Below are 23,996 nucleotides of genomic sequence, written 5' to 3'. Positions count from 1 at the left end.
GCGGCATGGCCGGGCGGTTTCACTCGCCGTCTGCGACGACGCCGAACAGGAAGATAACGGTATAAATGCTAGCGATGTAAACCGTTCAATCAGGCTGACAACTCGGGCAGCGATAAAGCCGACGCGAGGCGACCATCAGCCGCTCGACCGGTGTGCCGCAGGCGTGGCAGGGCCGCCCGTCGCGCTCGAACACGGCAAAGCGACTGAGCCGCCGGCTTTCCCCCTGCCGCCTGGCAGCGGCCGCCCACTCGGCGCGGTTGGTCACGCCGGCCTGTTCATAGGCCTGCCGGGTCACGGCGAGAATGGTGTGCGCCAGCCCTTCCAGTCGTTCACCGTCCAGGTCGACGACTCGGGCCGTGGGCGGTAGCCCGGCGAAGAACAGAATTTCGGAGCGCAGGTAGTTGCCGATGCCGGCGAAAGGCGCCTGATCGAGCAGCAGCCCGCCCAGCCGGCGGCGCACGAAGCGCGGCTCGCTCAAACGCGCCATGGCCTGCTCCGGCGTGACCCCGTGGGTCAGCAGGTCGGGACCAAGGCGGGAGAGAAACGGATGCTCGGCGAGCCTCTCGGCCGGCCACAGCGAGACATCGGAGGCGCTGTAGAGGCTGGCCGAGCGCCCTTCTGCCGTCAGCCGCACGCGCAGCGAGCGCTGGGTATCGGGTTCGCGCTCGGCGTCGTGGAGCTTCCATACGCCGTAGAGCTGGTTGTGACTGTAGAGCACGCGACCGTCGTCGAAGCGGGTCAACAATGCCTTGCCCCAGCTGTCCACCGCCGTGACCTCTCGCCCCACCAGCGATTCGGCCTCGGCGGCCAGTTCGGGGAAGGCAAACCACACGGACTCCAGCCGCCTGCCGGCAAGCTGCTCATGCAGGCGGTCGGCGGCACGGCGAATCTCAGGGCCTTCGGGCATCGTTACTCCGATTCAGAATAAAGCGGGAACGCAGCGAGAAGCGCCGGGGACAGCGCCCCCTCAAGCCCTGTCGACGGAAAGCCTCGAGCGGGCGGACTACCCCAGCGCCAGCTGCCGCTCCTTGAGCTCATGCAGCCGGTCGCGCAGCCTGGCCGCCTCCTCGAACTCCAGGTTCTGGGCCGCTTCGAACATGGCGTCCTCGACCCGCGAGACCTCCTTGGCCAGATCGGTCGGCGAGAGTTCGCCGAGATCGTAGACCGCCGCGCCCTCGGCCACCTTGCGCTCGCTGCGCCGTCCCTTGCCCTTGCGCCCCGGCGCCTGAGCCGCCTCCATGATGTCGGCCACCGAGCGGGTCACGGTAGTCGGCGTGATGCCGTGCTTCTCGTTGTGGGCGATCTGCTTGGCGCGGCGCCGCTCGGTCTCGTCGATGGCACGACGCATGGAGTCGGTCATGCGGTCGGCATAGAGGATCGCCTTGCCGTTGGCGTTGCGTGCCGCGCGGCCGATGGTCTGGATCAGCGAACGCTCGTTGCGCAGGAAGCCCTCCTTGTCGGCATCGAGGATCGCCACCAACGATACCTCGGGAATGTCGAGCCCCTCACGCAGCAGGTTGATACCCACCAGTACGTCGAAGTTGCCCAGACGCAGGTCGCGGATGATCTCGACCCGCTCCACGGTGTCGATGTCGGAGTGCAGGTAGCGCACCCGCACGCCATGCTCGTCGAGATATTCGGTGAGATCCTCGGCCATGCGCTTGGTCAGGGTAGTGACCAGCACCCGCTCGCCCACTTCGGTACGCAGGCGGATCTCGGAGAGCAGATCATCGACCTGGGTCGAGGCCGGGCGCACCTCGATCTCCGGGTCGACCAGGCCGGTGGGACGCACCACCTGCTCCACCACCTGGCCGGCGTGCTCGGCCTCGTAGGGCCCCGGCGTGGCCGAAACGAAGATCGTCTGCGGAGAGATGCTCTCCCACTCCTCGAAGGTCATGGGGCGGTTGTCCAGCGCCGAGGGCAGGCGGAAGCCGTACTCCACCAGCGTCTCCTTGCGCGAGCGGTCGCCCTTGTACATGCCGCCCACCTGGGGAACGCTGACGTGGGATTCGTCGATGAACAGCAGCGCGTCGTCGGGCAGGTAGTCGAAGAAGGTGGGCGGCGGCTCGCCGGGATTGCGCCCTGAAAGGTAGCGCGAGTAGTTCTCGATGCCGTTGCAGTAGCCCAGCTCGTTCATCATCTCCAGGTCGTAAAGGGTGCGCTGCTCGAGGCGCTGCGCCTCCACCAGGCGGTCGTTCTTGCGCAGCCACTCGAGGCGCTCGACCAGCTCGAGTTTGATCGCCTCGGCGGCGGAGAGGATCGTTTCCCGCGGCGTCACGTAGTGGCTCTTGGGATAGATCGTCATGCGCGGCACCTCGCCGCGGGTTTCGCCGGTAAGCGGATCGAACAAGCGAATCGAGTCGATCTCGTCGCCGAACAGCTCCACCCGCACCGCCTCTTCGTCGGAATCGGCCGGATAGATGTCGATCACGTCGCCGCGCACTCGGTAGGTAGCGCGCTTGAAGTCCATGTCGTTGCGGGTGTACTGCAGCTCCGCCAGGCGTCGCAGGAAGCGGCGCTGATCGATCAGCTCGCCGCGGGTGAAGTGCAGACGCATCTTCAGGTACTGGTCGGGATCGCCCAGGCCGTAGATCGCCGAGACCGAGACCACGATCAGCGCATCGCGCCGCTCGAGCAGGGCCTTGGTCGCCGAGAGCCGCATCTGCTCGATGTGATCGTTGATCGAAGCGTCCTTCTCGATGAAGGTGTCCGACGAGGGGACGTACGCCTCCGGCTGGTAGTAGTCGTAATAGGAGACGAAGTACTCGATGGCGTTGTCGGGGAAGAACGACTTGAACTCGCCGTAGAGCTGTGCCGCCAACGTCTTGTTGGGCGCCATGACGATGGTCGGGCGCTGCAGCCGCTCCACCACGTTGGCCATGGTGAAGGTCTTGCCCGAGCCGGTCACGCCGAGCAGGGTCTGATGGGCCAGGCCCGCCTCCAGCCCCTTCACCAGGCCTTCGATGGCGGCTGGCTGATCGCCGGCAGGCTTGAACTTCGAATTGAGGCGAAACGGCTTGCTCATCGCGGCTCCAGGCATGCAGCAGGCGCCCTGGGGCGCCTGCTGTCTCAATGGTTCGTCTTGGTCCGTGCATCAGGTCTATGCTTCAAGACCATGCTTCAGCACTGCAGCTCCGTGAGTATAGGAGCGTGGCGGCCATCATGCCGCGTCGACGGCACTGCGCGTGGTGACTTCCACGGTGGAACTGGTCATGAGGCGGTGGATGGGGCACTTGTGGCTGATCTCCTCCAGCCGCAGGCGCTGCGCCTCGTCCTCGATGCCGTGGAAGGTCATCACCACTTCGAGTCGATAAATGCCCTTGCGTTCATCGCTGACGTCGCGATTGACCCTGACGCTGACGCCCTCCAGCGGCCACTGCTTGCGCTGGGCGTACATCTGCGCCGTGATCGCCTTGCAGGCACCCAGCGAGAGGTCGAAATAGTCGTGGGGGTCGGGGGCGCTCTCCTCACCGCCGAAAGCCTTGGGTACGTCGACGTAAAGGTCCTCGAAGCCCGCTATCCGCACCCGCTGGCGCAAGATACGATTCCGCTCGCTGACGATCTCGATGGTCTCTTTCATTGTACGCTCCGCTCTTGCAGCTGGATGGGTGCGGCTGGATGGGTGTTACTTGACCTGGATGGGCAGCTTGAGCGCCTCGACGGCACGGATCAGCGCCTCGCGACTGACGCGACCTTCCACCTCGGCACCGTGGCGCCCCACCTCGGCACTCTCCACCCCATCCACCATCATCAGGGCAGTAGTAATGCGATTCACCTGTTCGGCGTTTTCCACACCGGTGAAATCGAGCGATTGATGCGGCATGCATGACTCCCTAGCGTGGAATAAGGTAATAAGCAGTCTAACATGAGCGTTGCGGTGCGACACCGCTTGCAATCCGCCCTCGCCGCCCGCATACCGAACGATATACCCCCGACATGACGACCTGGAGCCACAGGCATAATGAGTGATTGGACAACCGCCCTGGAGGGGCGCCGTACGAGCGATTCACGGGTCGAGTTCGAGATCGGCGAGCCCGTCCAGCAGGCCGCGGCGAACGTCAAGGTGACGCCACTCGTCCACCTCGCCGTACTCGACGTGGTCGGCAAGGCTGCCGACAAGCTGCTGCAGGGCCAGACCAGCGCTCAGGTCGAGCTGGCCAAGGGCGACTTCGCACCCTTGACCTGTTTCTGCAACGCCAAGGGCCGCATGCTGGCTAACGCCCAGCTGCTGCGCATCAGCCCCGAACGCTACCGTCTGATCCTGCACCGTGACCTGGTGGAGCCGCTGCGCGATCACCTGAAGAAGTTCGCCCCGTTCTACAAGAGCGAACTCGCGATACGCGACGACCTGGCCCTGCTGGGATTGATCGGTGCCGACGCACCGGCCGTCGCGGTCGGGTATCTCGACACAGCAGCCCCCAGCCTGTGGCATCAGGCCGGCGATGAGGAGCGCCAGCTACTGGCTCATCCCGGGCCGCAGCCACGCGTGTTGATCTGCCTACCCCGGGAGCAGGCTATCGCAACGGCCAGCGCCCTGAACGATCAAGCGACCCTGGTAGGCAACGCCGAGTGGTGCCTGCAGGACATTCGGGCCGGGCTCGCCTGGCTCACCGCCGCCCACCAGGACGCCCTGTTGCCGCAGATGATCAACTGGGAGGCGCTGGGTGGCATCAGTTTCAAGAAGGGCTGCTACACCGGCCAGGAGGTGGTGGCTCGCGCGCACTTCCGCGGCCAGGTGAAGAAGCGTCTGGCCCACTGTCGGCTCGAGGGCGAGCAGTTGCCGGAACTGGGCAGCGCCATCGTCGACGAGAATGGCAAGAACACCGGCGAAGTGATCGCCGCGGAGTGCGACAACGAGGGTGGCGTCGAGCTGCTCGCCGTGCTGACCACCCGTGAGGAGATCGGCCCGCTCAGCATCGAGAATCGTAGCGTGACCCCGCTTCCTCTGCCCTACCCGATCGAACGGCTCGATCCGGAGAGTCTGGCCTAGGCCGCACCCTCGCCCAGGTCCAAGCCGAAGACTCTCCCCGCGGTCGCCGTACTTTGTGCGGCGACCGCCTCGGGCGTCTCGCCGCGTAGCTTTGCCACCATCTCGCATACCTGAACGATCCGCGCCGGCTCGTTGCGCTGCCCCTGGTAGCCGCACAGCGGCATGTCGGGGCTATCGGTCTCCAGCACGAAGCCATCCTCGGGCAGGCTCTTCACTGCGCGCCACAGGCGCTGAGCGCGCTCGTAGGTGACCGCACCGCCCAGCCCCACCACGAAGCCGAGATCGAGAAACTTCCAGGCCTGGTCCGGCGAGCCGGCGAAGGCGTGAATCAAGCCGCCCGCCGGCAGGTCGAGCTGGCGCAGGCGCTTGGAGACCTTGTCGTTGGCATGCACGCAGTGAATCACCACCGGCAGCCGGCGCGCCTTGGCCAGCCGCAGTTGGGCATCGAACAGCTGCCACTGGTCGTCGAGGGTCTCCTCGAAGCGCGCATCGATGCCGCACTCGCCCAGCGCCCGCACTTCGGGGTGTTCGTCCAGTAGGCCAGCCAGTGCTTCGACGTCGCCTTCGCCGTGTTCGTGCATGAAGTAGGGATGCAGCCCCAGACTGACGTGCACGTCGTCACGCGCGCCCAGCGCCAGCACGGCGGGCCAGTGCTCGCGGGTGGTGCCCGGCACCAGGAAATGACCGATACCGGCCGCCCTGGCGCGTTCGAACATCGCCTCGCGGTCGTCGTCGAAGGCCTCGAAGTCGAGATGGCAGTGGGCGTCGATCAGCACGTCGCTCTCCTTGGCAGCTCCTTCGTCGTCCCTGACGAAGGGATGATGGCTAGGCTTGGTCTGAAAAGTCGGCGAGCGAAGGCCAGACAAGGCAAAAAACAGCGAAAAGACGGAGTTTACATAGTGTAAATGAGTACTTTGAGCTGTTTTTTAACGCCGTATGGCCAAGCGCAGGCAGTTTTCAGGCAAAGCCTAGTGTTCGCGGGTGGCGGCGAAGCGTATCTCCGGCCAGCGCTCCTGGGTCATCTGCAGATTGACCCTTGTGGGGGCAATGTAGGTCAGGTAACCGCCGCCATCCAGCGCCAGGTTGGCGCTCGCCTTGCGCTTGAACTCCTCGAGCTTCTTGGCATCGTCGCAGTAGATCCAGCGTGCGGTCTGCACGTTGACCGGCTCATAGACGCAGTCGACCTTGTACTCCTCCTTGAGCCGGTGGGCGACCACGTCGAACTGCAGGGTACCCACGGCGCCGAGGATCAGGTCGTTATTGTCCAGCGGCTGGAACAGCTGGGTGGCGCCCTCTTCGGAGAGCTGCTGCAAGCCTTTCTGCAGCGCCTTGAGCTTCAGCGGATCCTTGAGCTGCACGCGCTTGAACAGCTCCGGGGCGAAGTGGGGAATGCCGGTGAAGCGCATGTCCTCGCCCATGGTGAAGGTATCGCCGATCTGTATGGTGCCGTGGTTGTGCAGGCCAATGATGTCGCCGGGCCAGGCCTCTTCCACGTGGGCGCGGTCGGAGGCCATGAAGGTCAGGGCGTCGGCGATCTTGACGTCCTTGCCGATGCGCACGTGGCGCATCTTCATGTTCTTCTCGTACTTGCCCGAACAGACCCGCAGGAAGGCGATACGGTCGCGGTGCTTCGGGTCCATGTTGGCCTGGATCTTGAACACGAAACCGGTGAAGCGGCCGTCGTTGGCCTCGACGGTGCGGGTATCGGTCTCGCGGGGCTGCGGCGGTGGGGCATACTCGACGAAGCCGTCGAGCATCTCGCGCACGCCGAAGTTGCCCATGGCGGTACCGAAGTAGACCGGGGTCAGCTCGCCGCGGCGGTAGGCCTCGAGATCGAACTCATGGGAAGCGCCACGGACCAGCTCCACCTCCATGCGCAGCTCCTCGGCCGCTTCCGCGCCGAGCACCGTGTCGACCTCGGGGTTGTCGAGTCCCTCGATGCGCTTGTCATCGGGGATACGGCTGCCCTGGCCCTGGGTATAGAGATGGATCACGTCGTTATAGAGGTGGTAGACCCCCTTGAAGTGACGGCCCATGCCGATCGGCCAGGTCATCGGCGCGCACTGGATGTTCAGCACCGTCTCCACCTCGTCCATCACCTCGATGGGATCGCGGATGTCGCGGTCCATCTTGTTGACGAAGGTGAGAATCGGCGTGGTGCGCAGGCGACAGACCTCCATCAGCTTGATGGTACGGTCCTCGACACCCTTGGCGCCGTCGATGACCATCAGCGCCGAGTCCACCGCCGTCAGCGTGCGGTAGGTATCCTCGGAGAAGTCCTCGTGCCCCGGGGTGTCGAGCAGGTTGACCATGCGCCCGCCGTAGGGGAACTGCATCACCGAGGTGGTCACGGAGATGCCCCGCTCCTGCTCCATCTTCATCCAATCGGAAGTGGCGTGGCGGTCGTTGCGCTTGCTCTTCACCGAGCCGGCCAGCTGAATCGCGTTTCCGAACAGCAGCATCTTCTCGGTGATGGTGGTCTTGCCCGCGTCGGGGTGCGAGATGATCGCAAAGGTTCTACGCAGCCCGACTTCGCGGGCCAGATCGGCGTCTGACATCAGTCTCGAATTCGTCTAGTGGCACCGCCTGCGGCAGTGCGTGAATGAGCAGTGGGCCGCATTCTACGGCTTTGCCCCGCGCAGTTGTAGGGCAGCGACACCGAAAGCGCATGCCAAGGCCGTCCACCTGCCCGCCGGCAGGCACAACAAGGTATCATGTGGGCGGATTCTTCGCTGGAGCCCTCATGCCAACCGCCCCGCCCCTGCCGCTCTCGACCCCCAGCCGCAACCTGGTGCGTCTGACCCTGGTACGCGGCATCACCTGGACCGGCTTTCTGATCGCCACCATCGTCGGCGTCGAGCTGCTGCATTTCGAGATCGAAGTGGCGGCGGTAATTGGGGTGATCGTCTGCATGGGGCTGGTCAACCTCTTCACCTGGTGGCGCCTGGGCCGCCAGTGGGCGGTCAGCCACACCGAGTACGTGCTGCATCTGCTGGCCGACACCATCGGCCTCACCCTGCTGTTCTATCTCACCGGCGGCTCCAGCAACCCCTTCATCAACTACTACCTGGTGCCGGTGACCATCGCCGCCGCCACCCTGCCCTGGCGCTACGCCTGGATCATCGCCAGCGCCGCCATGGGGTCGTACACCTTGCTGATGTGGGTCTATCACCCGGTCCCTCAGTTCGCCCACTACTACGACGCCGTGGGGGTCAATCTTCACATCCTCGGCATGTGGATCAACTTCGGTCTCTCGGCGGGCCTGGTGACCTTCTTCATCTACAAGATGGCCCACGCCCTGCGCAGCCGTGAGCGGGCCCTCTCCCAGACCCGCGAAGCGGCGCTGCGCAACGAGCAGATCGTGGCGGTGGCCACCCAGGCGGCCGGCACCGCCCACGAGCTGGGCACACCGCTGTCGACGATGGCGGTACTGCTCAGCGAGATGCGCGAAGACGCCAAGGACGACCCCGCACTGATCGAGGACATCGAGCTGCTGCGCCGCCAGGTGGACGTGTGCAAGTCGCGCCTGCGCCACCTGGTGGAAAGCACCGACCGCAGGCGCATGGCCGAACCCGAGGTGTGCGATGCCCGGGAGTGGCTGCAAGGCGTCGTGCAGCGCTGGCTGGTGCTGCGTCCCGACGTCAGCCATCGCCTGGAGATCGCCGAGCAGCGCGGTACGCCCTGGCTCAAGGTCGACACCACGCTGGATCAGGCCATCACCAACCTGCTCAACAACGCTGCCGATGCCAACCCCGACGACGTAAGCATTCGCCTGGACTGGAACGACGAAGAGGCCATCATCGACATTCGCGACCACGGCCCCGGCGTCAGCCTGGACATCGCTGACCAACTAGGCGAAACCTTCGTCTCGACCAAGAGCAAGGGGCTCGGCATCGGCCTGTTCCTGACCCACGCCACCATCAACCGCTTCGGCGGCGGTGTTAGCCTGTATAATCATCCTGACGGGGGGACGCTGACCGAAGTGATCCTGCCGCACAGCGAGCCCTGAGCGACGAGGACGCCATGCAAGACGCCGAAACACGCCTGCTGATCGTCGATGACGACGAAATGTTCTGTCACGTGCTGTCACGCGCCCTGGGCAGGCGCGGATACGAGGTGCTGGTGGCCCACGACGCGGAGCAGGCGCTGAGCCTGGCCCGCCGCCACCGCCCCGAGCTGGCCACCCTGGACCTCAAGCTGGAGCACAGCTCGGGCCTGAAGCTGCTGCCCGAACTGCTCAACGTGGTGCCCAGTTGCCGCATCGTGGTGCTGACGGGCTACTCGAGCATCGCCACCGCGGTGGAGGCGATCAAGCTCGGCGCCGTCAACTACCTGTGCAAGCCGGCCGATGCCGACGAGATCCTCGCGGCCCTCGACCAGCAGCAGGGCGATCCGGATGCCGAAGTGGCGGAATCGCCGCCCTCGATCAACCGCATCGCCTGGGAGCACATCCAGAAGGTGCTGCAGGAACACGACGGCAACATCTCCGCCACCGCCCGCGCCCTGGGCATGCACCGCCGCACCCTGCAACGCAAACTGCAGAAGCGCCCGGTGCGGCGGTAGTCGTTGTTCAGCAAGGCCCTGCACTGGCTTAGCGCCACCCAGGCGAGCGGCGCCGGGGACAGGTCGTAGCGGAGGTTATTTGCCAGGGGTGAGGAGCACTGCTCCGAACGGGCTGGCCATGGATGGCCAGCACCGGTCCTGCAAGCGGAGCAGGATGCGAGAGCGCAGCAGGGCAAATATAGCGCCCAGGGATGGGTTCACAGCGCCTCCGCGAGACCTGTCGCCGGAAAAGCCGCGGGCATATGTCATTGAGCCGTCCAACCAAGATCAATATTCCAGCTCGAGCCGGTCACCGCGCCTGCCGCATCCGAGGCCAGGTAGGCCACCAGCGCCGACACTTCCTCGGGATCGATCAGGCGCTTCACCGCGGCATTCTTGAGCATGATCTGCTGCACCACGTCCTGCTCGTCCATGTTGTGCAGCCGGGCCTGATCGGCGATCTGATTCTCCACCAGCGGCGTCTTCACGTAGGCCGGACAGATGGCGTTGGCCGTGATGCCCTGGGGGCCGCCCTCCAGCGCCGCCGTCTTGGTCAGCCCGATCATGCCGTGCTTGGCACTGATATAGGCCGACTTGCCCGGCGAGGCGACCTGGGCATGCACCGAGGCGATGTTGACGATACGCCCCCAGCCGTTCTCGCGCATGGAAGGCCATACGGCCTGGGTCAGCAGGAAAGGCGCCGTCAGCATCAGATCGATGATCTGGCGCCACTTGGCCTCGGGAAAGTCCTCTATCGGCGAGACGTGCTGAATGCCGGCATTGTTGACCAGGATATCGACCTTGCCGAAACGCTTGATCGCCTCCGCCACGGCCGCCTTGCACGCCTCACCGTCGCTGAGATCGGCCTGGAAGAACGCCGCACCCACGGCATCGGCCTTGGCCTTGGCCTGATCGTTGAAGTCGACGGCCAGCACCTGATGGCCGAGCTCGCGAAATTGATGCACCACGGCCTCGCCGATGCCGCTGGCGGTTCCCGTCACCAGGGCAACGCGTGGCACGGTAGCGGTTGTATTACTCATGGGTAAATCCTTCTACACGAGGATGGAAGACCTGATCCCCAGCATAAGCCGGGGGTCACGGCCACGACCAGCCCGCCGGAAGTCTTATCCATCAGCAGCGGGGGTCATGACCTTTTCCATCAGCCGCTGGGCCAGACGGCTACCCTCCTCGCGGGACTCCAGGTCGCTCAGATCGTCGAGCAGCTCGCAGCGCCACAGCCAGAGATCAGCGTCCAGCACTTCGGCAACGAAGGGATAGCGGCCCGAGGGTAGATCGAACGCTCTCCGCTCACCTTCCGCAGGTGCCCGTGCGCTGGCAAAGGCAGGAAACAGCACCAGCGACAGCGAGACGGGGCTGACGAGGGCGCCCACCAGGTAGTCGCGCCCGACAGACGCCTCGCCTTGGTCGGGGCTGGCCTGAAAGCACAGTGCATCGACATCCAGCAGCGGGTTGGCGGCCGATGTCGCTTCGAGTGCGGCACCCTGTCGCCGCCGCCAGGCCTCGGCCATCTCGTTCAGGCGCCGGTATTGCTCGGGCGTCGGGGCCAGCATGGCATGCTCCTTTCCATGTAGGTGAATACGGGGCAGGTGGGCACGGACACCCCGTTCGGCAGAACGCCTCATGGCTGCTATTCTGGCAGGTCCATGAGCGACGAGGAATGCCCATGCTCCCCCAGCAGCGTCTCGAACTTGCCGTCGACATCGCCCGGGAAGCCGGCGAGAAAATCGTGGCGGCCAGGAATGGCCAAGCCTTCAATCAGCAGCTCAAGAACGGACAGGAGCTGGTCACCGACGTGGACGTGGCCGTGGACACATTGATCGGCGAGCGCCTGGAGGCCAGCCTGCCCGGCGAACAGCGACTGAGCGAAGAGCTGGCGCCCGACCGCGAGGTGATGAGCACGGCCGAGTCACTGTGGGTCATCGACCCCATCGACGGCACCGTCAACTTCGCTCACGGCCTGCGCCACGTCGCCGTTTCCATTGCCTGGGTCAGTGAAGGCAAGACGCGTCTCGGCGTGGTGCATGCACCGTTTCTCGGTGAAACCTACACCGCCCTCTACGGCCAAGGAGCCTGGTGCAACGGCAAGCCGATCCATTCCAGCCGCACGGGCAACCTGCAGCGCTGCCTGGTCGCTACCGGCTTTCCCTACCGGCGCGACAGCCGCCCGCCGCTGATGCGACGCCTGATGGCCGTGCTGGAGCACTGTCAGGACGTACGCCGCAACGGCTCCGCCGCCCTCGATCTGTGCGACGTCGCCTGCGGCCGGCTGGATGCCTACTACGAGAGCGTTTCGCCCTGGGACTTCGCCGCCGGCGTGCTGATCGCCCGCGAAGCCGGGGCCCGTACCGGCCATCTCTACCCCTGCCCCAAGGGCATTCCGGAAGATCTCTACGGCGAGAACATACTGGTCAGCGCACCCGAGATTCACGCCGAGCTGGGGGATCTGCTGCGCGCCGCCGACGCCAACGAACTTCGCTATGACTGAGCATGCCGTTTACCGCGGCAATACACAGCCGCGGCAATAGCACAGCATAATCGTGGCACTAGCAGCGTCCTATTGGCCCCGGTGGCCCTCATCCGTCACAATGGCGCCAGACAAAACATCTTCAGGAGACATCTTCTATGTTCGTGGTCATCTTCGGTCGTCCCGGCTGCCCCTTCTGCGTGCGCGCCCAGGACCTCGCCCAGCGCCTGGAAAGCGCCAACGTGATCGAAGGACACCGCTATGTGGACATCTGGGCCGAAGGTATCAGCAAGGCCGACCTGGAGAAGACCATCGGCAAGCCGGTGTCGACCGTGCCCCAGATCTTCATCGACCAGGACCATGTCGGCGGCTTCACCGAGTTCGACCAGTACGTGCGTGACAATGCCCTGATGGCATGAGCCTACCGAACGCTGGCGCCGGTAACGATGCCGGCCCGGCGCTAGCGTTCAATTCCCGTTTAACGTTCCCCCCGCGTTGAAAGCCGTTCCTGGCCAGCCCCTATACTGAAGTCCAATACGAGGCGCATCCGGACAAAGGAACCGCACGATGCAACGGGAAGAATTCCTGCAGCAACTCTGGCTCGATTACATCCACCATCATCCTGATGTGGGAATGCTTCGCCTGTGGCCGACGGATGCACCGGTCGAATACCTGACCCTGCTCACGCTCAGCCAGCCTCCCTTCAGCACGCAGGACATGCTGCCGACGCTGGGCCACCTCGGCTACCGCCCCGTGCATCGCTATGCCATGGCCGACCGCGGTCTGCTGGTGTGTCTGCTGGCACCGCCGGAAGATGGCACCTGGCTGGTGCTTGCGGAGCTCCAGCTCGGCACGCTGTCGCGGGAGCCGCGGGAAAAGCTGACCGAGCTGGTGAGTCGCACCCATCCCCAGGACACCCGGGGCAAGAACCTGCTGTGCCGCGGGCGTCCCTGGGCCATGCCCAGCTGGAGTGATTACCTCACGCTCCATGACGCCCATCCACTGGCAGCCTGGATTGCCGTCATGGGGCCCAGCGTGCATCACGCCGGTTTCGACTGCGAACGACTGGGCAACCGCTTCGAGCTGCTCGACGATGCCCTCGCGGCTGCCGGACTCGAAGGCAGCGAAGAGCGCCAGCACGGCATCTTCCCCGTATCGCCACTGCTCGAGTACCGCTTCTACCCGACCTGTTCGCAGCGCCTGGCCTTCGCCGAAGGGGACGAACACCGTATCTGCCTGGGCGGCCTCGCCCTGATGCAGAAGCGCCTGAGCAGCGACCACGAGCGTGCCGTGGAACTCCTGCTGCCCCACCACACACGTTGCGAGATCACCTGAGGGCCGCCCGCGTTATCCACAGAAATTGTGGATAACGCTGTGCAAGACAGTGTGACAAGCAGCTACATTCCGATAGCGGCGCGCTTCGCTCAGGCTGGTCATAAATTCATCACCCCCCAGTAATGGAAAGGCCCGAGCTCTGAATGAGGGCTCGGGCCTTGGTGCCTCAGCCGGACCGACCGGCATCGCCGATCGGCTCGTGTACGTTGCTGGGCCGCTGGCGCGTCAGTCGAAGGTCATTTCCGGCACGTGGTCAGGCACGATCAGCTTGCCAACGGTCTTCTCGACGATCTCTTCCACGCTCACTCCCGGGGCGCGCTCCTTGAGGACGAAGGCGCCGTTCTCGATCTCCAGGTAAGCGAGGTCGGTGAGCACACGGTTGATGCAACCGGCGCCGGTCAGCGGCAGCGTGCACTTCTCGAGCAGCTTGGATTCGCCGTGCTTGGAGGCATGGGTCATGGTACAGATGATGTTCTCGGCACCTGCCACCAGATCCATGGCGCCGCCCATGCCCTTGATCAGCTTGCCGGGCACCATCCACGAGGCGATGTTGCCCTCCTGATCCACCTCGAAGGCGCCGAGCACGGTCAGGTCGACATGGCCGCCACGGATCATGGCGAAAGATTCTGCGGAGTTGAAGATGGCCGCACCAGGGCGGGCCGTCACGGTCTGCTTACCGGCATTGATCATGTCCGGATCGACCTCGTCCTCGGTGGGGAAGCGCCCCATGCCGAGCAGGCCGTTTTCCGATTGCAGCATCACGTCGATGCCGTCCGGTACGTAATTGGCCACCAGCGTGGGAATACCGATACCCAGGTTGACGTAGAAACCGTCTTTGAGCTCTTGTGCCACGCGCTGTGCCATCTGTTCGCGAGTCAGTGCCATCTTGTTTGCCTCTTGTGTTCGGTGGAGAAGCGATACGTTCGATGCCGGTTACTGTCGGCTGCTGCGGTGGCGGGCTCAGCCCTCGCGCACCGTGCGCTTCTCGATACGCTTCTCGAAAGTGCCCTGGATGATGCGGTCGACGTAGATACCCGGCGTATGGATCTGGTCGGGGCGCAGCTCACCCGGCTCGACGATCTCCTCGACCTCCACCACGGTGATCTTGCCGCAGGTAGCGGCCAGCGGGTTGAAGTTCTGCGCCGTATCGCGATACACCACGTTGCCGTAGCGGTCGGCCTTCCAGCCTTTGACGATGGCGAAATCGGCGTGGAACGCCTCCTCGAGGATGTAATGGCGACCGTTGAACTCGCGCACCTCCTTGCCCTCACCGATCGGCGTGCCGTAGCCGGTTGCCGTGTAGAAGGCAGGAATCCCGGCGCCGCCGGCGCGCATCTTCTCGGCCAGGGTGCCCTGGGGGGTCAGGATCACTTCGATCTCTTCGTTGAGCATCTGCTGCTCGAACAGGGCATTCTCGCCGACGTAGGAGGCGTAGAAGCGCTTGATCTGCTTGTCTTCCAGCAGCAGGCCCAGGCCGAAGCCGTCGACGCCGCAGTTGTTGGAGATGACGGTGAGATCCTTGACGCCGCGACGCTTGACCTCGGCAATCAGGTTTTCCGGGATCCCGCACAGGCCGAAGCCGCCGGCAACCACGGTCATGCCGCTTTCGATGCCGTCCATCGCTTCTTCGTAGGAATACACGCGCTTGTCGAAACCTGACATCGCAAAGCCTCGTCTTGTTGTGAAGTGGTGAAATGAAAGTACCTGACCAGTGTTGACCCCGCCAATATATTTGTTAAGTTTGTTTTTCTTATCAATTGATATGGATAGCTTATAAAATAGGCAGCACGACATGACCATCAAACAGCTGCGCGCCTTCCTGGCCGTGGCCCAGACGCTCAGTTTCACTCAGGCCTGCGAGCGACTCCACCTGTCACAGCCGGCATTGAGCCTGGCCATCAAGGGGCTCGAGGAGACCCTGGGCGGTCCGCTGCTGATTCGCAGCACGCGCAGCGTAAGGCTGACCCCCGAAGGCGAGACCCTGCTGCCTCTGGCCAAGCGCCTGCTGGCCGACTGGGACAACGCCGAGGAGCTGCTGCGCCAGCGTTTCACGCTGCAACTCGGGCGGGTGGCACTGGCCGCCATGCCTTCCATCGCCTGCAATCGGCTACCGCGTGCATTGCGCCGCTTCCGGCTGCGCTTCCCCCGGGTCAACGTGACCGTGCATGACGTGATCAACGAGCAGGTGATCGACATGGTGCGCCAACGCCAGGTCGAGCTCGGTATCGCCTTCGAGCCCGAGACTCGCGAAGGCATCGACTTCCTGCCGCTGTTCGACGACACCTTCGTCGCCGTGCTGCCGCCCGATTCGCCCCTGGCAGAAGCCGAGTCGGTCGACTGGAAGGCACTGCTGGCCCATGACTTCATCACCCTGCAACGCCCTTCCATGGTGCGCATCCTGCTGGAGCAGGCGCTGGCCAGACAGCAGTCCGAACTGCCGGTAGCTTTCGAGAGCCATCAGCTGGCCACGGTGGGTCGCATGGTGGCGAGCGGGCTTGGCGTCAGCGCCGTGCCCTCGCTGTGCCGCGAACAGATGCACGAACTCGGCGCGCGCTGCGTGCCGCTGTTCGAGCCGCAGATCCGGCGCACCGTGGGTATCGTGCTGGGCGCCGGGCAGGAACTCTCCATCGCTGCACGGGCGCTGCACGAAGTGCTGCAGACGACGCTGTGCGAGTCGCCCCCCACATAATGTATGGCTGGGCAGCATCGGCACGATCCATTAGCATGTGCGCCTAACCGTCACATACAAGGGAAGCGCTGAACAAATCGCCGAGCGATTCGCTCGCGCAGTCATTTGTGCAATGCTTCCCAAGGTCAAGGAGTCAGGTATGGCGCCCCTCAAAGGGCCAATCAGCGTACTGCTGCTGGTGATCACCACCCTGTTCTGGTCGATTCCCCTGATTCTGTTGACCCTGCTCAAGCTGATCACCCCGACTCGTGCGCTGCGCTTGATCGTACTACGCGGTTTGAATGGCGTGGCGCTGAACTGGATCGGCTGCAACCTGTGGTGGATGCGCCACTGGCTGAAGCCGCAGCTCGATGCGACCCTTCCCGAAGGGCTGTCGCCCGAGCAGCGCTGGCTGGTGATCTCCAATCACCGCAGCTGGACCGATATCTTCATGCTGTTGATGGTGCTGCACCGGCGCATTCCCATGCCGCGCTTCTTCCTCAAGCAGCAGCTCATCTGGATTCCCATCGTCGGCCTTGCCTGGTGGGCACTCGAATACCCTTTCATGCGCCGCTACAGCCGCGAGCAGATCGCGCGTCGCCCGCAGCTCGCCGACATCGACCGCAAGGCCACCGAACTGATGTGCAAGCGAGCTCGCGAGATGCCACTGGCGATCTTCAACTTCGTTGAAGGTACCCGATTTACCCCGGCCAAGCGTGACGCGCAAAATAGCCCATTCCGCCACCTGCTTCGCCCCAAGGCCGGCGGTATCGCCCAGGTGCTGAGCCACCTGGGCGAACAGCTCGACGGTATCCTCGACGTCACGCTGCACTACGAGAATCCCCAGCCGACCTTCTGGGGCTTCCTGTGCGGCCGCGAAGGCCGGATTACGCTCGATGCCCGACGTCTCGACGTCCCCGAATGGATGCTCGACAGCCGTTACCATGACGACCCGCACTACAAGGAACGCTTCCATACATGGCTGAACGCCCTGTGGCAGGAAAAAGACCAGGCGCTCGATTCGCGCTGACACTGCTCTGCACTCTGTCATTGCTCCTGGCCGGCTGCGCCTCGCCCAGCGGCAGCGTTCAGCGCAGCAGCGATCCCCAACGCAGCGACACTCCAGGCATCTCTGGCGGTTGGGTCGTGGTTCAGCGCGGCGATACCTTGGGCAGCATTGCGGCACGCGCCGACGTGCCCTTGGCCCGTCTGCAACGCTTCAATCCCGACGTCAATCCCAACCGCCTGGCGGTGGGTCAGCGCCTGCTGATTCCCACCCAGCAGGAGCGCGCCCCCTCGGGTGGCCCCTATCGTTACCAGATTCGTCCCGGCGACACCTATTCGGCCGTGGCCCGACGCTTCGGCACCACGCCGGCACGTATCCAGTCCGCCAACCCCGGGGTGGAGCCGACGCGGCTGCGGGTAGGCCAGGTCATCCAGGTACCGCTGCGCGGCGGCGCCGCGGCTACAGCGAGCTCGTCGGGTGCGGCGGCCAGCCGTCCGAGCAGTGCCAGCGCCCCGGCGCCGACTTCCACACCGCCGCCACCCGCTACCGGCAACATTCCCTCTTCGGCGCGCAACTGGCCCTGGCCGCTGGATGACTATCGCATCGTGCGCGCCTACGGCGCCGACAATCACGGCACCCTGCAGCCGATGCTGTTGGCCACGAACCGCGGCGCGCAGGCCAAGGCAGTGGCGGACGGCGACGTACGCTTCGCCGGCAGCATGCGCCAGCTCGGCCGCGTGGTGATCGTGCACCACGCCGACAACCTGCAGAGCGTCTATGCCCTGTGCGACAACGTGCTGGTAGCAGACGGCGCTCGCGTCACGCGGGGCACACCGCTGTGCGATGTCGGTTTCAGCAATGCCACGGAGCGTTTCGACCTGCTGTTCGACATGCGCCTCGGCGGCAAGCCCATCGACCCCCGTCGGGTACTGCGCTAGGAGAGCCAGGAGAGATGACGACGGCGGAATGGCAACGGCTCACGGCATCACCCGCCCTGTACCGTTGCCAGGGTGTGCTCGGCGAATCCGAAGCCGACCGGGCGCTCGCGACACTGGACAGCGAGCTGGCCTGGCAGCGTCCTGCCTTGAAGCTGTACGGTCGCGAACATCCGATACCGCGCAGCCAGGTATGGATGGGCGATAGCGAAGCCCGCTATCGCTATTCCGGGCGAGATTTCCAGCCCGAACCCTGGCACCCCAGGGTAGCGGCGCTACGCGACAGGGTCGCCACTCTGCTGGAGGAACTGGGATTGAGGGTACGCTTCAACAGCGTACTGTTGAACCGCTATGAGGATGGTCATGAGCGCATGGGCTGGCACAGCGACGACGAGCCGGAGCTGGGGCGCCAGCCCGTCATCGCCGCCCTCTCGCTGGGCGCCGAGAGGCCGCTGCGCTTTCGCTGGAAGCGGGGTGAAGGCGAGCCATTCAACGTCTGGCTGCCCCACGACAGCCTGCTGGTCATGGGGCCCGGCTGTCAGAGTCACCTGCAGCATGCGCTGTTGCCCCGGCGCATTCCCGGGCTGCGCATCAGCCTGACCTTCCGCCAGATCCTGGCACCGGCCGGAGACGCTTCAACAGACGATCAGCGCGCCTGACGGTAAAGCCCCCATAGCGTGGCAATCAACAGGGCGTAGATCAGGCTTCCAGCAGGGTATGCCAGAAAGCAGTAGGTCAAACCGAAATCGATGAACGCCACCGGCACCAGCGTGCCCGCCACGGCCAGGGCGCGGCGCTCCCCCGAGCCGGCCCCCACTCCACGGGCGAACAGCCATAGGGGAGCGAAATAGAGGCCCAGCAGAGCAAGGAGCCCGGGCACGCCGCGCTTGACCCAGGCATCCAGCACCTCGTTGTGGGCGTGCCAGTGGCGCGCCAGCGAAGGATGCTGCATCCCTTCGGCGCCCCGTTCCCACATGGCGATCTGGTAGCCGCTGGAACCCCAGCCCATCAGCGGCCGCTCCAGGATCAATTGCGACGAACCCCGCCACATTTCCAGCCTGGCACTGACCGAGTTCATGTCGTCATCGCCCGCCACATAGTGGCGCAGACTGGTAACGGCATTGTCGACCCGCGAGGCGACACCGGTCTGCGGCATCACGTAGAGACTGCCCAGCAGGGTCACCAGCGCCGCCATCAACGTCATGCGCCAGCTCAGCGGGAGGCGCCGGCCATGCCCACGATAGAGCACCCAGATGGCCAACGGCAGACCGATCCAACCGCCACGGGAACCGGACAGGGCCGAGGTGATCAACCCCGCCAGACCGCCGGCAATCAGCAACAGCGACCAGGGCCAGCGCTCGCGGCGGGCAAATGACCAGCTCAGCCCCGCCAGACACAGCAACCCCATCAACAAGCCCAGGTTGCCGAACAGAATGGCATGCAACGGCTCATGCCCGTCGGCCCTGGAGGTGCGCTCGATGATCCGCTGCCACGCCGCCCAGCTCCCGGCTGCCAAACTGCCCAGCGCCAGTCCGCCCCACAGCCAGGTGGCTGCCACCCGTACCCGGGAGAAGGCCACCAGCACGATCAGGCCAAGCGCAAAGGGCCAGGCGTCGGCCAGTCCCTCGGCGCCCTCGCCGTGTACCAGCAGCATGCCGATCCAGACCAGACCCTGAGCGCTCAAGGCCAGGACCAGCAACAGATCCTCCCGTTGCGGGAAGGCCTCGATCTGTTTCTCGGCGGCGAGCCAGGCCGCTGCCAGCAACAGCAGCGGCACCCCGACCAGGGTCACCCAAGGCAGCACCAGCAGCCCTGCCCCCAACAGCAGCATGGCCGCGGCCCCGAGCCAGGCCTGACATTGCATTTTCGCCTGTCGCGGCAAGCCACCGGACAGCGGTCGATAGGAATCGTTTTCGATCATGGCAAAAGCTCGTCCGTGGATGCACTGCCGTCAGCGGCGCCGGGGTCAGGCCTTCCTGGCCTCCCCGGCGCCGACCACCACGCCACCTCTCGGAACACGTCATCTCTCAGAATAGAGAATGGCGCACCCCATGGCGTCGTTTATTCCACGGTAACGGATTTCGCCAGGTTACGGGGCTGGTCCACGTCGGTGCCACGCGCCACCGCCACATGATAAGCGAGCAGCTGAAGCGGCACGGTGTAGGCAATCGGTGCCAGGAAACGACAGCAGCCGGGGACCTTTACCACCGTCATGCCATCGCCCTGCTCCAGCCCGCTTTCCGGGTCGGCAAACACCAGCAGCTGGCCACCGCGGGCACGAACCTCCTGCAAGTTGGACTTGAGCTTCTCGAGCAGTTCGTCCTTGGGCGCCAGCGCTACCACCGGCATGCTGGCATCGATCAACGCCAGCGGACCGTGCTTCAGTTCACCCGCCGCATAGGCCTCGGCGTGAATGTAGGAGATCTCCTTGAGCTTCAGCGCCCCCTCCATGGCGATGGGCATCTGTGCGCCCCGCCCCAGGAACAGGGTATGGCGGTAATCGGAGAAGCGCTTGGCCAGGCTGGCGATCTCGCCTTCGAGCTTGAGCGTATCGCCGAGCAGTGTGGGCAAATAACGCAGATGATGAACGACTCTGGCGGTCAGTTCCTCATCGCCCCCACGCAGCTGACGCAAGCCCAGCGCTACCAGCATCAGCGAGGTCAGCTGGGTAGTGAAGGCCTTGGTCGACGCCACTCCGATCTCGGGCCCGGCATGGGTCATCAGGCTGAGATCGGACTCGCGCACCAGCGAACTGCCCGGCACGTTGCAGATCGATAGTGCCCCGATGTAGCGGTCCGGGCGACACTTGCGAGCATGGCGCAGCGCGGCCAGGGTGTCGGCGGTCTCCCCCGACTGGGAGAGCGTCAACAGCAGGGTCCCGGGCGGTGCCGCCACGTCGCGGTAGCGATACTCGGAGGCAATCTCCACCTGACAGGCAACGCCGGCCAGGGATTCGATCCAGTAGCGCGCTACCATGGCGGCATGATAGCTGGTGCCGCAGGCCACCAGGTGGATCTGACGGGCTTCGCTCAGTAGCGTACGAGCCCGCGGACCGAAGGCTTCGACCAGCACCCGGTCACTGCCCAGCCGGCCTTCCAGCGCGTTGGCCACGGCAACCGGCTGCTCGTGAATCTCCTTGAGCATGTAGTGCTCGAACTCGCCCTTGCCTGCCACCATGTCATCGTGTTCGTAGCGCAGCACTTCCCGCACTACAGGCTGGCGCCGGCCCGCGGCATCTAGCGCGTGCACGACGCAGCCTTCACGAGTGGCCTCCACCAGGTCGCCATCATCCAGATAGATGAAGCGGTCGGTCACCTTGAGCAGTGCCAGGGGGTCGGAGCCCAGATAGCATCCCTGCTCGGCAATGCCGACCACCAGGGGGCTGCCATGCCGTGCGCCGACGACGCGATCGGGCCTGTCGGCATCGATCACACCTAGGGCGTAAGCACCTTCGAGACGTGCCACCACGGCGTCGACCGCGGCCAGCAGCTCACCTCGGGTCTTCAGCTCACGCTCGACCAGGTGCGCCACCACCTCGGTATCGGTGGCGGAAGTGAAGACATAGCCATCGGCCACCAGCTCGGCCTTGAGCGCCTGATGGTTCTCGATGATGCCGTTGTGAACCACGGCGACACGCCCCGACACGTGGGGGTGTGCATTGTCCTGGCTCGGCTCGCCATGGGTCGCCCAGCGGGTGTGGGCCACGCCGGCCATGCCGGTCAGCGGTGCGGCCGTGAGCAACCGCTCCAGCGCCGCCACCTTGCCCACCTCACGGGCTCGGCCCAGCTTGCCGGGCGCTTCCACCAGGGCGACGCCCGCCGAATCGTAACCTCGGTACTCGAGGCGCTTGAGTCCTTCCATCAGAATGGGCAGAACGTTGTCCGTACTCACGGCAGCTACGATGCCACACATGTTCTCTTCTCCATGAAGGCGCCGCGACCAGGAATCGCGGGCACTAACCAGGGGCTAATGAATTCGCGCTACGATGCTGCGGCTACGACGAGGACCAGCCGTCGGACATCCCGGTCCGACGGCCCCAGACAAACCTGTTACTTATGGCGCTCGAGCACCGGTCGCAGCGGGGTTACCGCCGCGCTCGACACCGGCTCCAGCACTTCGCGGCGGCGCTTCTCCAGCCATACCAGATCGACGATGCCGCCCTCCGGGCGGTAGGCCGTGGGCGCTTCGAGCAGCAAGCGCCGAATGCCGTCGTGGTGGAAGTTGCGGCATGCCTCGAACAAGCGGTCGAGGAAGTTCTCGAGACGCGGCCACTCCCAGAACACTTCCTGAGCGGTCATGATGCGCGGATGCGATGTGGCAGCGACGTCGTCGCCCACCAGCAGCTCCTCGTAGAGCTTCTCCCCCGGCCGCAGTCCGCTGTAGGCGATGGCGATGTCGCCGTCGGGATTGCGTTCGTCGCGCACCTTGAGCCCCGACAGGCGGACCATCTGCCGCGCCAGATCGGCGATGCGCACCGGCTCGCCCATGTCGAGCACGAACACATCGCCGCCACGGGCCATGGCCCCGGCCTGGATCACCAGCTGAGCCGCCTCGGGAATGGTCATGAAGAAGCGCGTGATGTCCGGGTGCGTCACGGTGATCGGCCCGCCGGCCTGGATCTGCTGGCGAAACAGCGGCACTACCGAGCCGCTGGAGCCCAGCACGTTGCCGAAACGCACCATGCAGAAGCGAGTGGCCTCCTGCTGTCGGGCGAAGGCCTGACAGACCAGCTCGGCCAGGCGCTTGGTGGTGCCCATCACGTTGGTCGGTCGCACCGCCTTGTCGGTGGAGACCAGTACGAAGGTCTCGACCCCGGCATCGATCGCCGAGCGCGCCGCCGAGAGCGTGCCGAAGACATTGTTCTGCACCCCCTCGACCACGTTGTGCTCCACCATCGGCACGTGCTTGTAGGCCGCGGCGTGATAGACCGTCTGCACTTCGTAGGCCTTCATCACGGTGGTCAGACGCTGACGGTGCTGCACCGAGCCCATCAGCGCCTCGACGCGCACCTCGAGCCCCTCCTCGGCGGCAATGCCCAGCAGATCCTGCTCGATGCGGTAGAGCGCGAACTCAGAGATATCGAGCAGCAGCAGGCGCCCGGGAGCGTGCCGCAGGATCTGACGACACAGCTCGGAGCCGATGGAGCCGCCCGCGCCGGTCACCAGCACGACCTTGCCGCGAATGTTGGCATCCATCAGGGTGGGATTGGGCGGCACCGGATCACGTCCCAACAGATCCTCCACCGCCACGTCGCGCACCTCGCTGATGCGGGCGCGTCCGGTGACCATGTCGACCACGCCGGGAATCGTCTGCACCGGGAAGCCCTGAGGCTCCAGCTCGGCCAGGATTTCACGACGCCGCGCCCGACTGGCGCTGGGCACGGCCAACAGCACGCGCTCGGCCCCGTAGGTATCGGCCAGATAGCCGAGCTGGCGCGGCGGATAGACCTTGAGCCCTTCGATGTAGGTGTTCTGCAGGCTCAGCGCATCGTCGACGAAGGCGATCGGCAGGTACTCCTGACCGTGGTTGAGCGACGCCGCCAACTGACGCCCCGCCGAGCCGGCACCGTAGATCACCACCCGCGGCTTGTGGCGAATCTGACTTCGCAGGTACATGGCACGCAGACCGAAACGCACCCCACCGATGGTCAACAGCGCCAGCATGGCGTAGATGAACGGCACGCTGCGCGGAATCCCCAGGGCGAACAGGTAGCTCGCCAGCGCCAGCGACAGCGCCGAGACCACCACCCCGATCACCACCGCGCGAATCGCCTTGGGACCGAGATAGCGGATCACCGCACGATAGAAGCCCAGCCTGACGTAGATCGCCAGGCTCAGCGGAATCAGCACCAGCAGCGCCAACCAGGTGCTCGCTTCGGAGAGAGGTGTCCAGCTCTCCAGGCGCAGCAGCATGGCCAGCAGAAAGCTCGCCGCGATCAGTACGCAGTCCACCATCAACTGGATGGTGCGCTTCTGACGACGCGGCAGGCGGAACAGGGATTGCAGCAGGTTTCGCATGACGTCTCTCCATGACCG

The 23,996-nt window shown here is 65.0% G+C and carries 23 protein-coding genes; 10 read left to right on the top strand and 13 right to left on the bottom strand.

Translation table 11 applies throughout. The features are described 5' to 3' along the window. Window positions 1-85 precede the first annotated feature (85 nt). The 4 genes from nei to HOP58_RS16380 all read right to left on the bottom strand — a co-directional run bounded on the left by nei (window position 86) and on the right by HOP58_RS16380 (window position 3,823). Window positions 86-907, bottom strand: coding sequence for an endonuclease VIII (nei, locus tag HOP58_RS16395; RefSeq protein WP_234254047.1), 822 nt, complete (start codon window positions 905-907; stop codon window positions 86-88). Window positions 908-1,003: 96 nt separating this feature from the next. Next, a complete protein-coding gene (uvrB, locus tag HOP58_RS16390; RefSeq protein ID WP_234254048.1) occupies window positions 1,004-3,025 on the bottom strand; it encodes an excinuclease ABC subunit UvrB in 2,022 nt (673 codons plus the stop codon). Window positions 3,026-3,160: 135 nt separating this feature from the next. Further along, window positions 3,161-3,580, bottom strand: a complete 420-nt coding sequence (locus tag HOP58_RS16385; RefSeq protein WP_234254049.1) for an OsmC family protein — start codon at window positions 3,578-3,580, stop codon at window positions 3,161-3,163. A gap of 45 nt (window positions 3,581-3,625) precedes the next feature. Further along, window positions 3,626-3,823 carry a hypothetical protein gene (locus HOP58_RS16380; protein ID WP_103968000.1) on the bottom strand — a complete coding sequence of 66 codons (198 nt, stop codon included), beginning with the start codon at window positions 3,821-3,823 and terminating at the stop codon, window positions 3,626-3,628. Window positions 3,824-3,961: 138 nt separating this feature from the next. On the opposite strand from HOP58_RS16380, the gene HOP58_RS16375 reads away from it, so the two are divergent. Further along, complete coding sequence (locus HOP58_RS16375) at window positions 3,962-4,990, top strand: folate-binding protein (protein ID WP_234260908.1); 1,029 nt, start codon at window positions 3,962-3,964, stop codon at window positions 4,988-4,990. Here HOP58_RS16375 and HOP58_RS16370 read toward each other — a convergent pair. Beyond that, window positions 4,987-5,766: a TatD family hydrolase gene (locus tag HOP58_RS16370; RefSeq protein WP_234260907.1), complete on the bottom strand. Its 780-nt coding sequence runs from the start codon at window positions 5,764-5,766 to the stop codon at window positions 4,987-4,989. The genes HOP58_RS16375 and HOP58_RS16370 overlap by 4 nt on opposite strands. Before the next feature lie 192 nt (window positions 5,767-5,958). Next, window positions 5,959-7,548, bottom strand: coding sequence for a peptide chain release factor 3 (gene prfC, locus HOP58_RS16365; RefSeq protein ID WP_234260906.1), 1,590 nt, complete (start codon window positions 7,546-7,548; stop codon window positions 5,959-5,961). 185 nt (window positions 7,549-7,733) lie between these two features. Here prfC and HOP58_RS16360 point away from each other — a divergent pair, with 185 nt between their 5' ends. Both HOP58_RS16360 and HOP58_RS16355 read left to right on the top strand, forming a co-directional pair. Next, the gene (locus HOP58_RS16360) at window positions 7,734-8,999 is read left to right on the top strand and encodes an ATP-binding protein (RefSeq protein WP_010628643.1); all 1,266 of its coding nucleotides are present in this window, start codon (window positions 7,734-7,736) and stop codon (window positions 8,997-8,999) included. A 14-nt stretch (window positions 9,000-9,013) separates the two neighbouring features. After that, on the top strand, window positions 9,014-9,553 hold the full coding sequence (locus HOP58_RS16355) for a response regulator transcription factor (RefSeq protein ID WP_234260905.1): 540 nt from the start codon (window positions 9,014-9,016) through the stop codon (window positions 9,551-9,553). A 245-nt stretch (window positions 9,554-9,798) separates the two neighbouring features. Here the strand turns inward: HOP58_RS16355 and HOP58_RS16350 are convergent, their stop codons facing one another. Both HOP58_RS16350 and hybE read right to left on the bottom strand, forming a co-directional pair. After that, window positions 9,799-10,572 carry a 3-hydroxybutyrate dehydrogenase gene (locus tag HOP58_RS16350; protein WP_234260904.1) on the bottom strand — a complete coding sequence of 258 codons (774 nt, stop codon included), beginning with the start codon at window positions 10,570-10,572 and terminating at the stop codon, window positions 9,799-9,801. A gap of 84 nt (window positions 10,573-10,656) precedes the next feature. Further along, on the bottom strand, window positions 10,657-11,103 hold the full coding sequence (hybE, locus tag HOP58_RS16345) for a [NiFe]-hydrogenase assembly chaperone HybE (protein WP_234260903.1): 447 nt from the start codon (window positions 11,101-11,103) through the stop codon (window positions 10,657-10,659). A gap of 113 nt (window positions 11,104-11,216) precedes the next feature. Here hybE and HOP58_RS16340 point away from each other — a divergent pair, with 113 nt between their 5' ends. From HOP58_RS16340 to HOP58_RS16330, 3 genes are all read left to right on the top strand, one after another. Next, the gene (locus tag HOP58_RS16340) at window positions 11,217-12,038 is read left to right on the top strand and encodes an inositol monophosphatase family protein (protein WP_234260902.1); all 822 of its coding nucleotides are present in this window, start codon (window positions 11,217-11,219) and stop codon (window positions 12,036-12,038) included. 137 nt (window positions 12,039-12,175) lie between these two features. Next, window positions 12,176-12,436, top strand: a complete 261-nt coding sequence (locus tag HOP58_RS16335) for a GrxA family glutaredoxin (protein WP_234260901.1) — start codon at window positions 12,176-12,178, stop codon at window positions 12,434-12,436. Window positions 12,437-12,584: 148 nt separating this feature from the next. Further along, the gene (locus HOP58_RS16330) at window positions 12,585-13,352 is read left to right on the top strand and encodes a DUF1338 family protein (protein WP_234254058.1); all 768 of its coding nucleotides are present in this window, start codon (window positions 12,585-12,587) and stop codon (window positions 13,350-13,352) included. 225 nt (window positions 13,353-13,577) lie between these two features. Here the strand turns inward: HOP58_RS16330 and HOP58_RS16325 are convergent, their stop codons facing one another. Both HOP58_RS16325 and HOP58_RS16320 read right to left on the bottom strand, forming a co-directional pair. After that, the gene (locus tag HOP58_RS16325) at window positions 13,578-14,237 is read right to left on the bottom strand and encodes a CoA transferase subunit B (RefSeq protein ID WP_234260900.1); all 660 of its coding nucleotides are present in this window, start codon (window positions 14,235-14,237) and stop codon (window positions 13,578-13,580) included. Window positions 14,238-14,312: 75 nt separating this feature from the next. Then, a complete protein-coding gene (locus HOP58_RS16320; RefSeq protein ID WP_010628650.1) occupies window positions 14,313-15,014 on the bottom strand; it encodes a CoA transferase subunit A in 702 nt (233 codons plus the stop codon). 130 nt (window positions 15,015-15,144) lie between these two features. On the opposite strand from HOP58_RS16320, the gene HOP58_RS16315 reads away from it, so the two are divergent. From HOP58_RS16315 to HOP58_RS16300, 4 genes are all read left to right on the top strand, one after another. Further along, window positions 15,145-16,041: a LysR family transcriptional regulator gene (locus HOP58_RS16315; protein WP_103968008.1), complete on the top strand. Its 897-nt coding sequence runs from the start codon at window positions 15,145-15,147 to the stop codon at window positions 16,039-16,041. 139 nt (window positions 16,042-16,180) lie between these two features. After that, entirely contained in the window at window positions 16,181-17,050 is an 870-nt protein-coding gene (locus tag HOP58_RS16310; RefSeq protein ID WP_234260899.1) for an acyltransferase, read from the top strand. Then, window positions 16,999-17,964: a LysM peptidoglycan-binding domain-containing protein gene (locus tag HOP58_RS16305; protein ID WP_083861859.1), complete on the top strand. Its 966-nt coding sequence runs from the start codon at window positions 16,999-17,001 to the stop codon at window positions 17,962-17,964. Before HOP58_RS16310 ends, HOP58_RS16305 begins: the two co-directional genes overlap by 52 nt. Window positions 17,965-17,978: 14 nt before the next feature. Beyond that, entirely contained in the window at window positions 17,979-18,620 is a 642-nt protein-coding gene (locus tag HOP58_RS16300) for an alpha-ketoglutarate-dependent dioxygenase AlkB (protein WP_010628654.1), read from the top strand. Here the strand turns inward: HOP58_RS16300 and HOP58_RS16295 are convergent. The 3 genes from HOP58_RS16295 to HOP58_RS16285 form a co-directional block, all read right to left on the bottom strand. Continuing rightward, window positions 18,608-19,882, bottom strand: a complete 1,275-nt coding sequence (locus HOP58_RS16295) for an O-antigen ligase family protein (protein ID WP_234260898.1) — start codon at window positions 19,880-19,882, stop codon at window positions 18,608-18,610. The two genes, HOP58_RS16300 and HOP58_RS16295, sit on opposite strands and share 13 nt — an antisense overlap. A 140-nt stretch (window positions 19,883-20,022) precedes the next feature. Then, entirely contained in the window at window positions 20,023-21,873 is a 1,851-nt protein-coding gene (gene glmS / locus HOP58_RS16290; RefSeq protein WP_234260897.1) for a glutamine--fructose-6-phosphate transaminase (isomerizing), read from the bottom strand. 137 nt (window positions 21,874-22,010) lie between these two features. Further along, complete coding sequence (locus HOP58_RS16285) at window positions 22,011-23,978, bottom strand: nucleoside-diphosphate sugar epimerase/dehydratase (RefSeq protein WP_234260896.1); 1,968 nt, start codon at window positions 23,976-23,978, stop codon at window positions 22,011-22,013. Between the last annotated feature and the right edge of the window lie 18 nt (window positions 23,979-23,996).

The sequence above is a fragment of the Halomonas sp. MCCC 1A11062 genome, assembly GCF_021404355.1.
Classification (GTDB): domain Bacteria; phylum Pseudomonadota; class Gammaproteobacteria; order Pseudomonadales; family Halomonadaceae; genus Halomonas; species Halomonas aerodenitrificans.
The sequence above is the reverse complement of the archived record's forward strand: the minus strand, read 5'-3'. Positions and strand labels throughout refer to the sequence as shown.

Coding starts and splice junctions, on each gene's coding strand:
- HOP58_RS16325 (WP_234260900.1), bottom strand. CDS start 14,237: ATGGCACTGACTCGCGAACAGATGGCACAGCGCGTGGCACAAGAGCTC.
- HOP58_RS16310 (WP_234260899.1), top strand. CDS start 16,181: ATGGCGCCCCTCAAAGGGCCAATCAGCGTACTGCTGCTGGTGATCACC.
- HOP58_RS16350 (WP_234260904.1), bottom strand. CDS start 10,572: ATGAGTAATACAACCGCTACCGTGCCACGCGTTGCCCTGGTGACGGGA.
- HOP58_RS16285 (WP_234260896.1), bottom strand. CDS start 23,978: ATGCGAAACCTGCTGCAATCCCTGTTCCGCCTGCCGCGTCGTCAGAAG.
- HOP58_RS16375 (WP_234260908.1), top strand. CDS start 3,962: ATGAGTGATTGGACAACCGCCCTGGAGGGGCGCCGTACGAGCGATTCA.
- hybE (WP_234260903.1), bottom strand. CDS start 11,103: ATGCTGGCCCCGACGCCCGAGCAATACCGGCGCCTGAACGAGATGGCC.
- HOP58_RS16355 (WP_234260905.1), top strand. CDS start 9,014: ATGCAAGACGCCGAAACACGCCTGCTGATCGTCGATGACGACGAAATG.
- HOP58_RS16385 (WP_234254049.1), bottom strand. CDS start 3,580: ATGAAAGAGACCATCGAGATCGTCAGCGAGCGGAATCGTATCTTGCGC.
- HOP58_RS16305 (WP_083861859.1), top strand. CDS start 16,999: ATGGCTGAACGCCCTGTGGCAGGAAAAAGACCAGGCGCTCGATTCGCG.
- glmS (WP_234260897.1), bottom strand. CDS start 21,873: ATGTGTGGCATCGTAGCTGCCGTGAGTACGGACAACGTTCTGCCCATT.
- nei (WP_234254047.1), bottom strand. CDS start 907: ATGCCCGAAGGCCCTGAGATTCGCCGTGCCGCCGACCGCCTGCATGAG.
- HOP58_RS16295 (WP_234260898.1), bottom strand. CDS start 19,882: ATGATCGAAAACGATTCCTATCGACCGCTGTCCGGTGGCTTGCCGCGA.
- HOP58_RS16335 (WP_234260901.1), top strand. CDS start 12,176: ATGTTCGTGGTCATCTTCGGTCGTCCCGGCTGCCCCTTCTGCGTGCGC.
- HOP58_RS16315 (WP_103968008.1), top strand. CDS start 15,145: ATGACCATCAAACAGCTGCGCGCCTTCCTGGCCGTGGCCCAGACGCTC.
- uvrB (WP_234254048.1), bottom strand. CDS start 3,025: ATGAGCAAGCCGTTTCGCCTCAATTCGAAGTTCAAGCCTGCCGGCGAT.
- HOP58_RS16300 (WP_010628654.1), top strand. CDS start 17,979: ATGACGACGGCGGAATGGCAACGGCTCACGGCATCACCCGCCCTGTAC.
- HOP58_RS16380 (WP_103968000.1), bottom strand. CDS start 3,823: ATGCCGCATCAATCGCTCGATTTCACCGGTGTGGAAAACGCCGAACAG.
- HOP58_RS16340 (WP_234260902.1), top strand. CDS start 11,217: ATGCTCCCCCAGCAGCGTCTCGAACTTGCCGTCGACATCGCCCGGGAA.
- HOP58_RS16330 (WP_234254058.1), top strand. CDS start 12,585: ATGCAACGGGAAGAATTCCTGCAGCAACTCTGGCTCGATTACATCCAC.
- prfC (WP_234260906.1), bottom strand. CDS start 7,548: ATGTCAGACGCCGATCTGGCCCGCGAAGTCGGGCTGCGTAGAACCTTT.
- HOP58_RS16360 (WP_010628643.1), top strand. CDS start 7,734: ATGCCAACCGCCCCGCCCCTGCCGCTCTCGACCCCCAGCCGCAACCTG.
- HOP58_RS16320 (WP_010628650.1), bottom strand. CDS start 15,014: ATGTCAGGTTTCGACAAGCGCGTGTATTCCTACGAAGAAGCGATGGAC.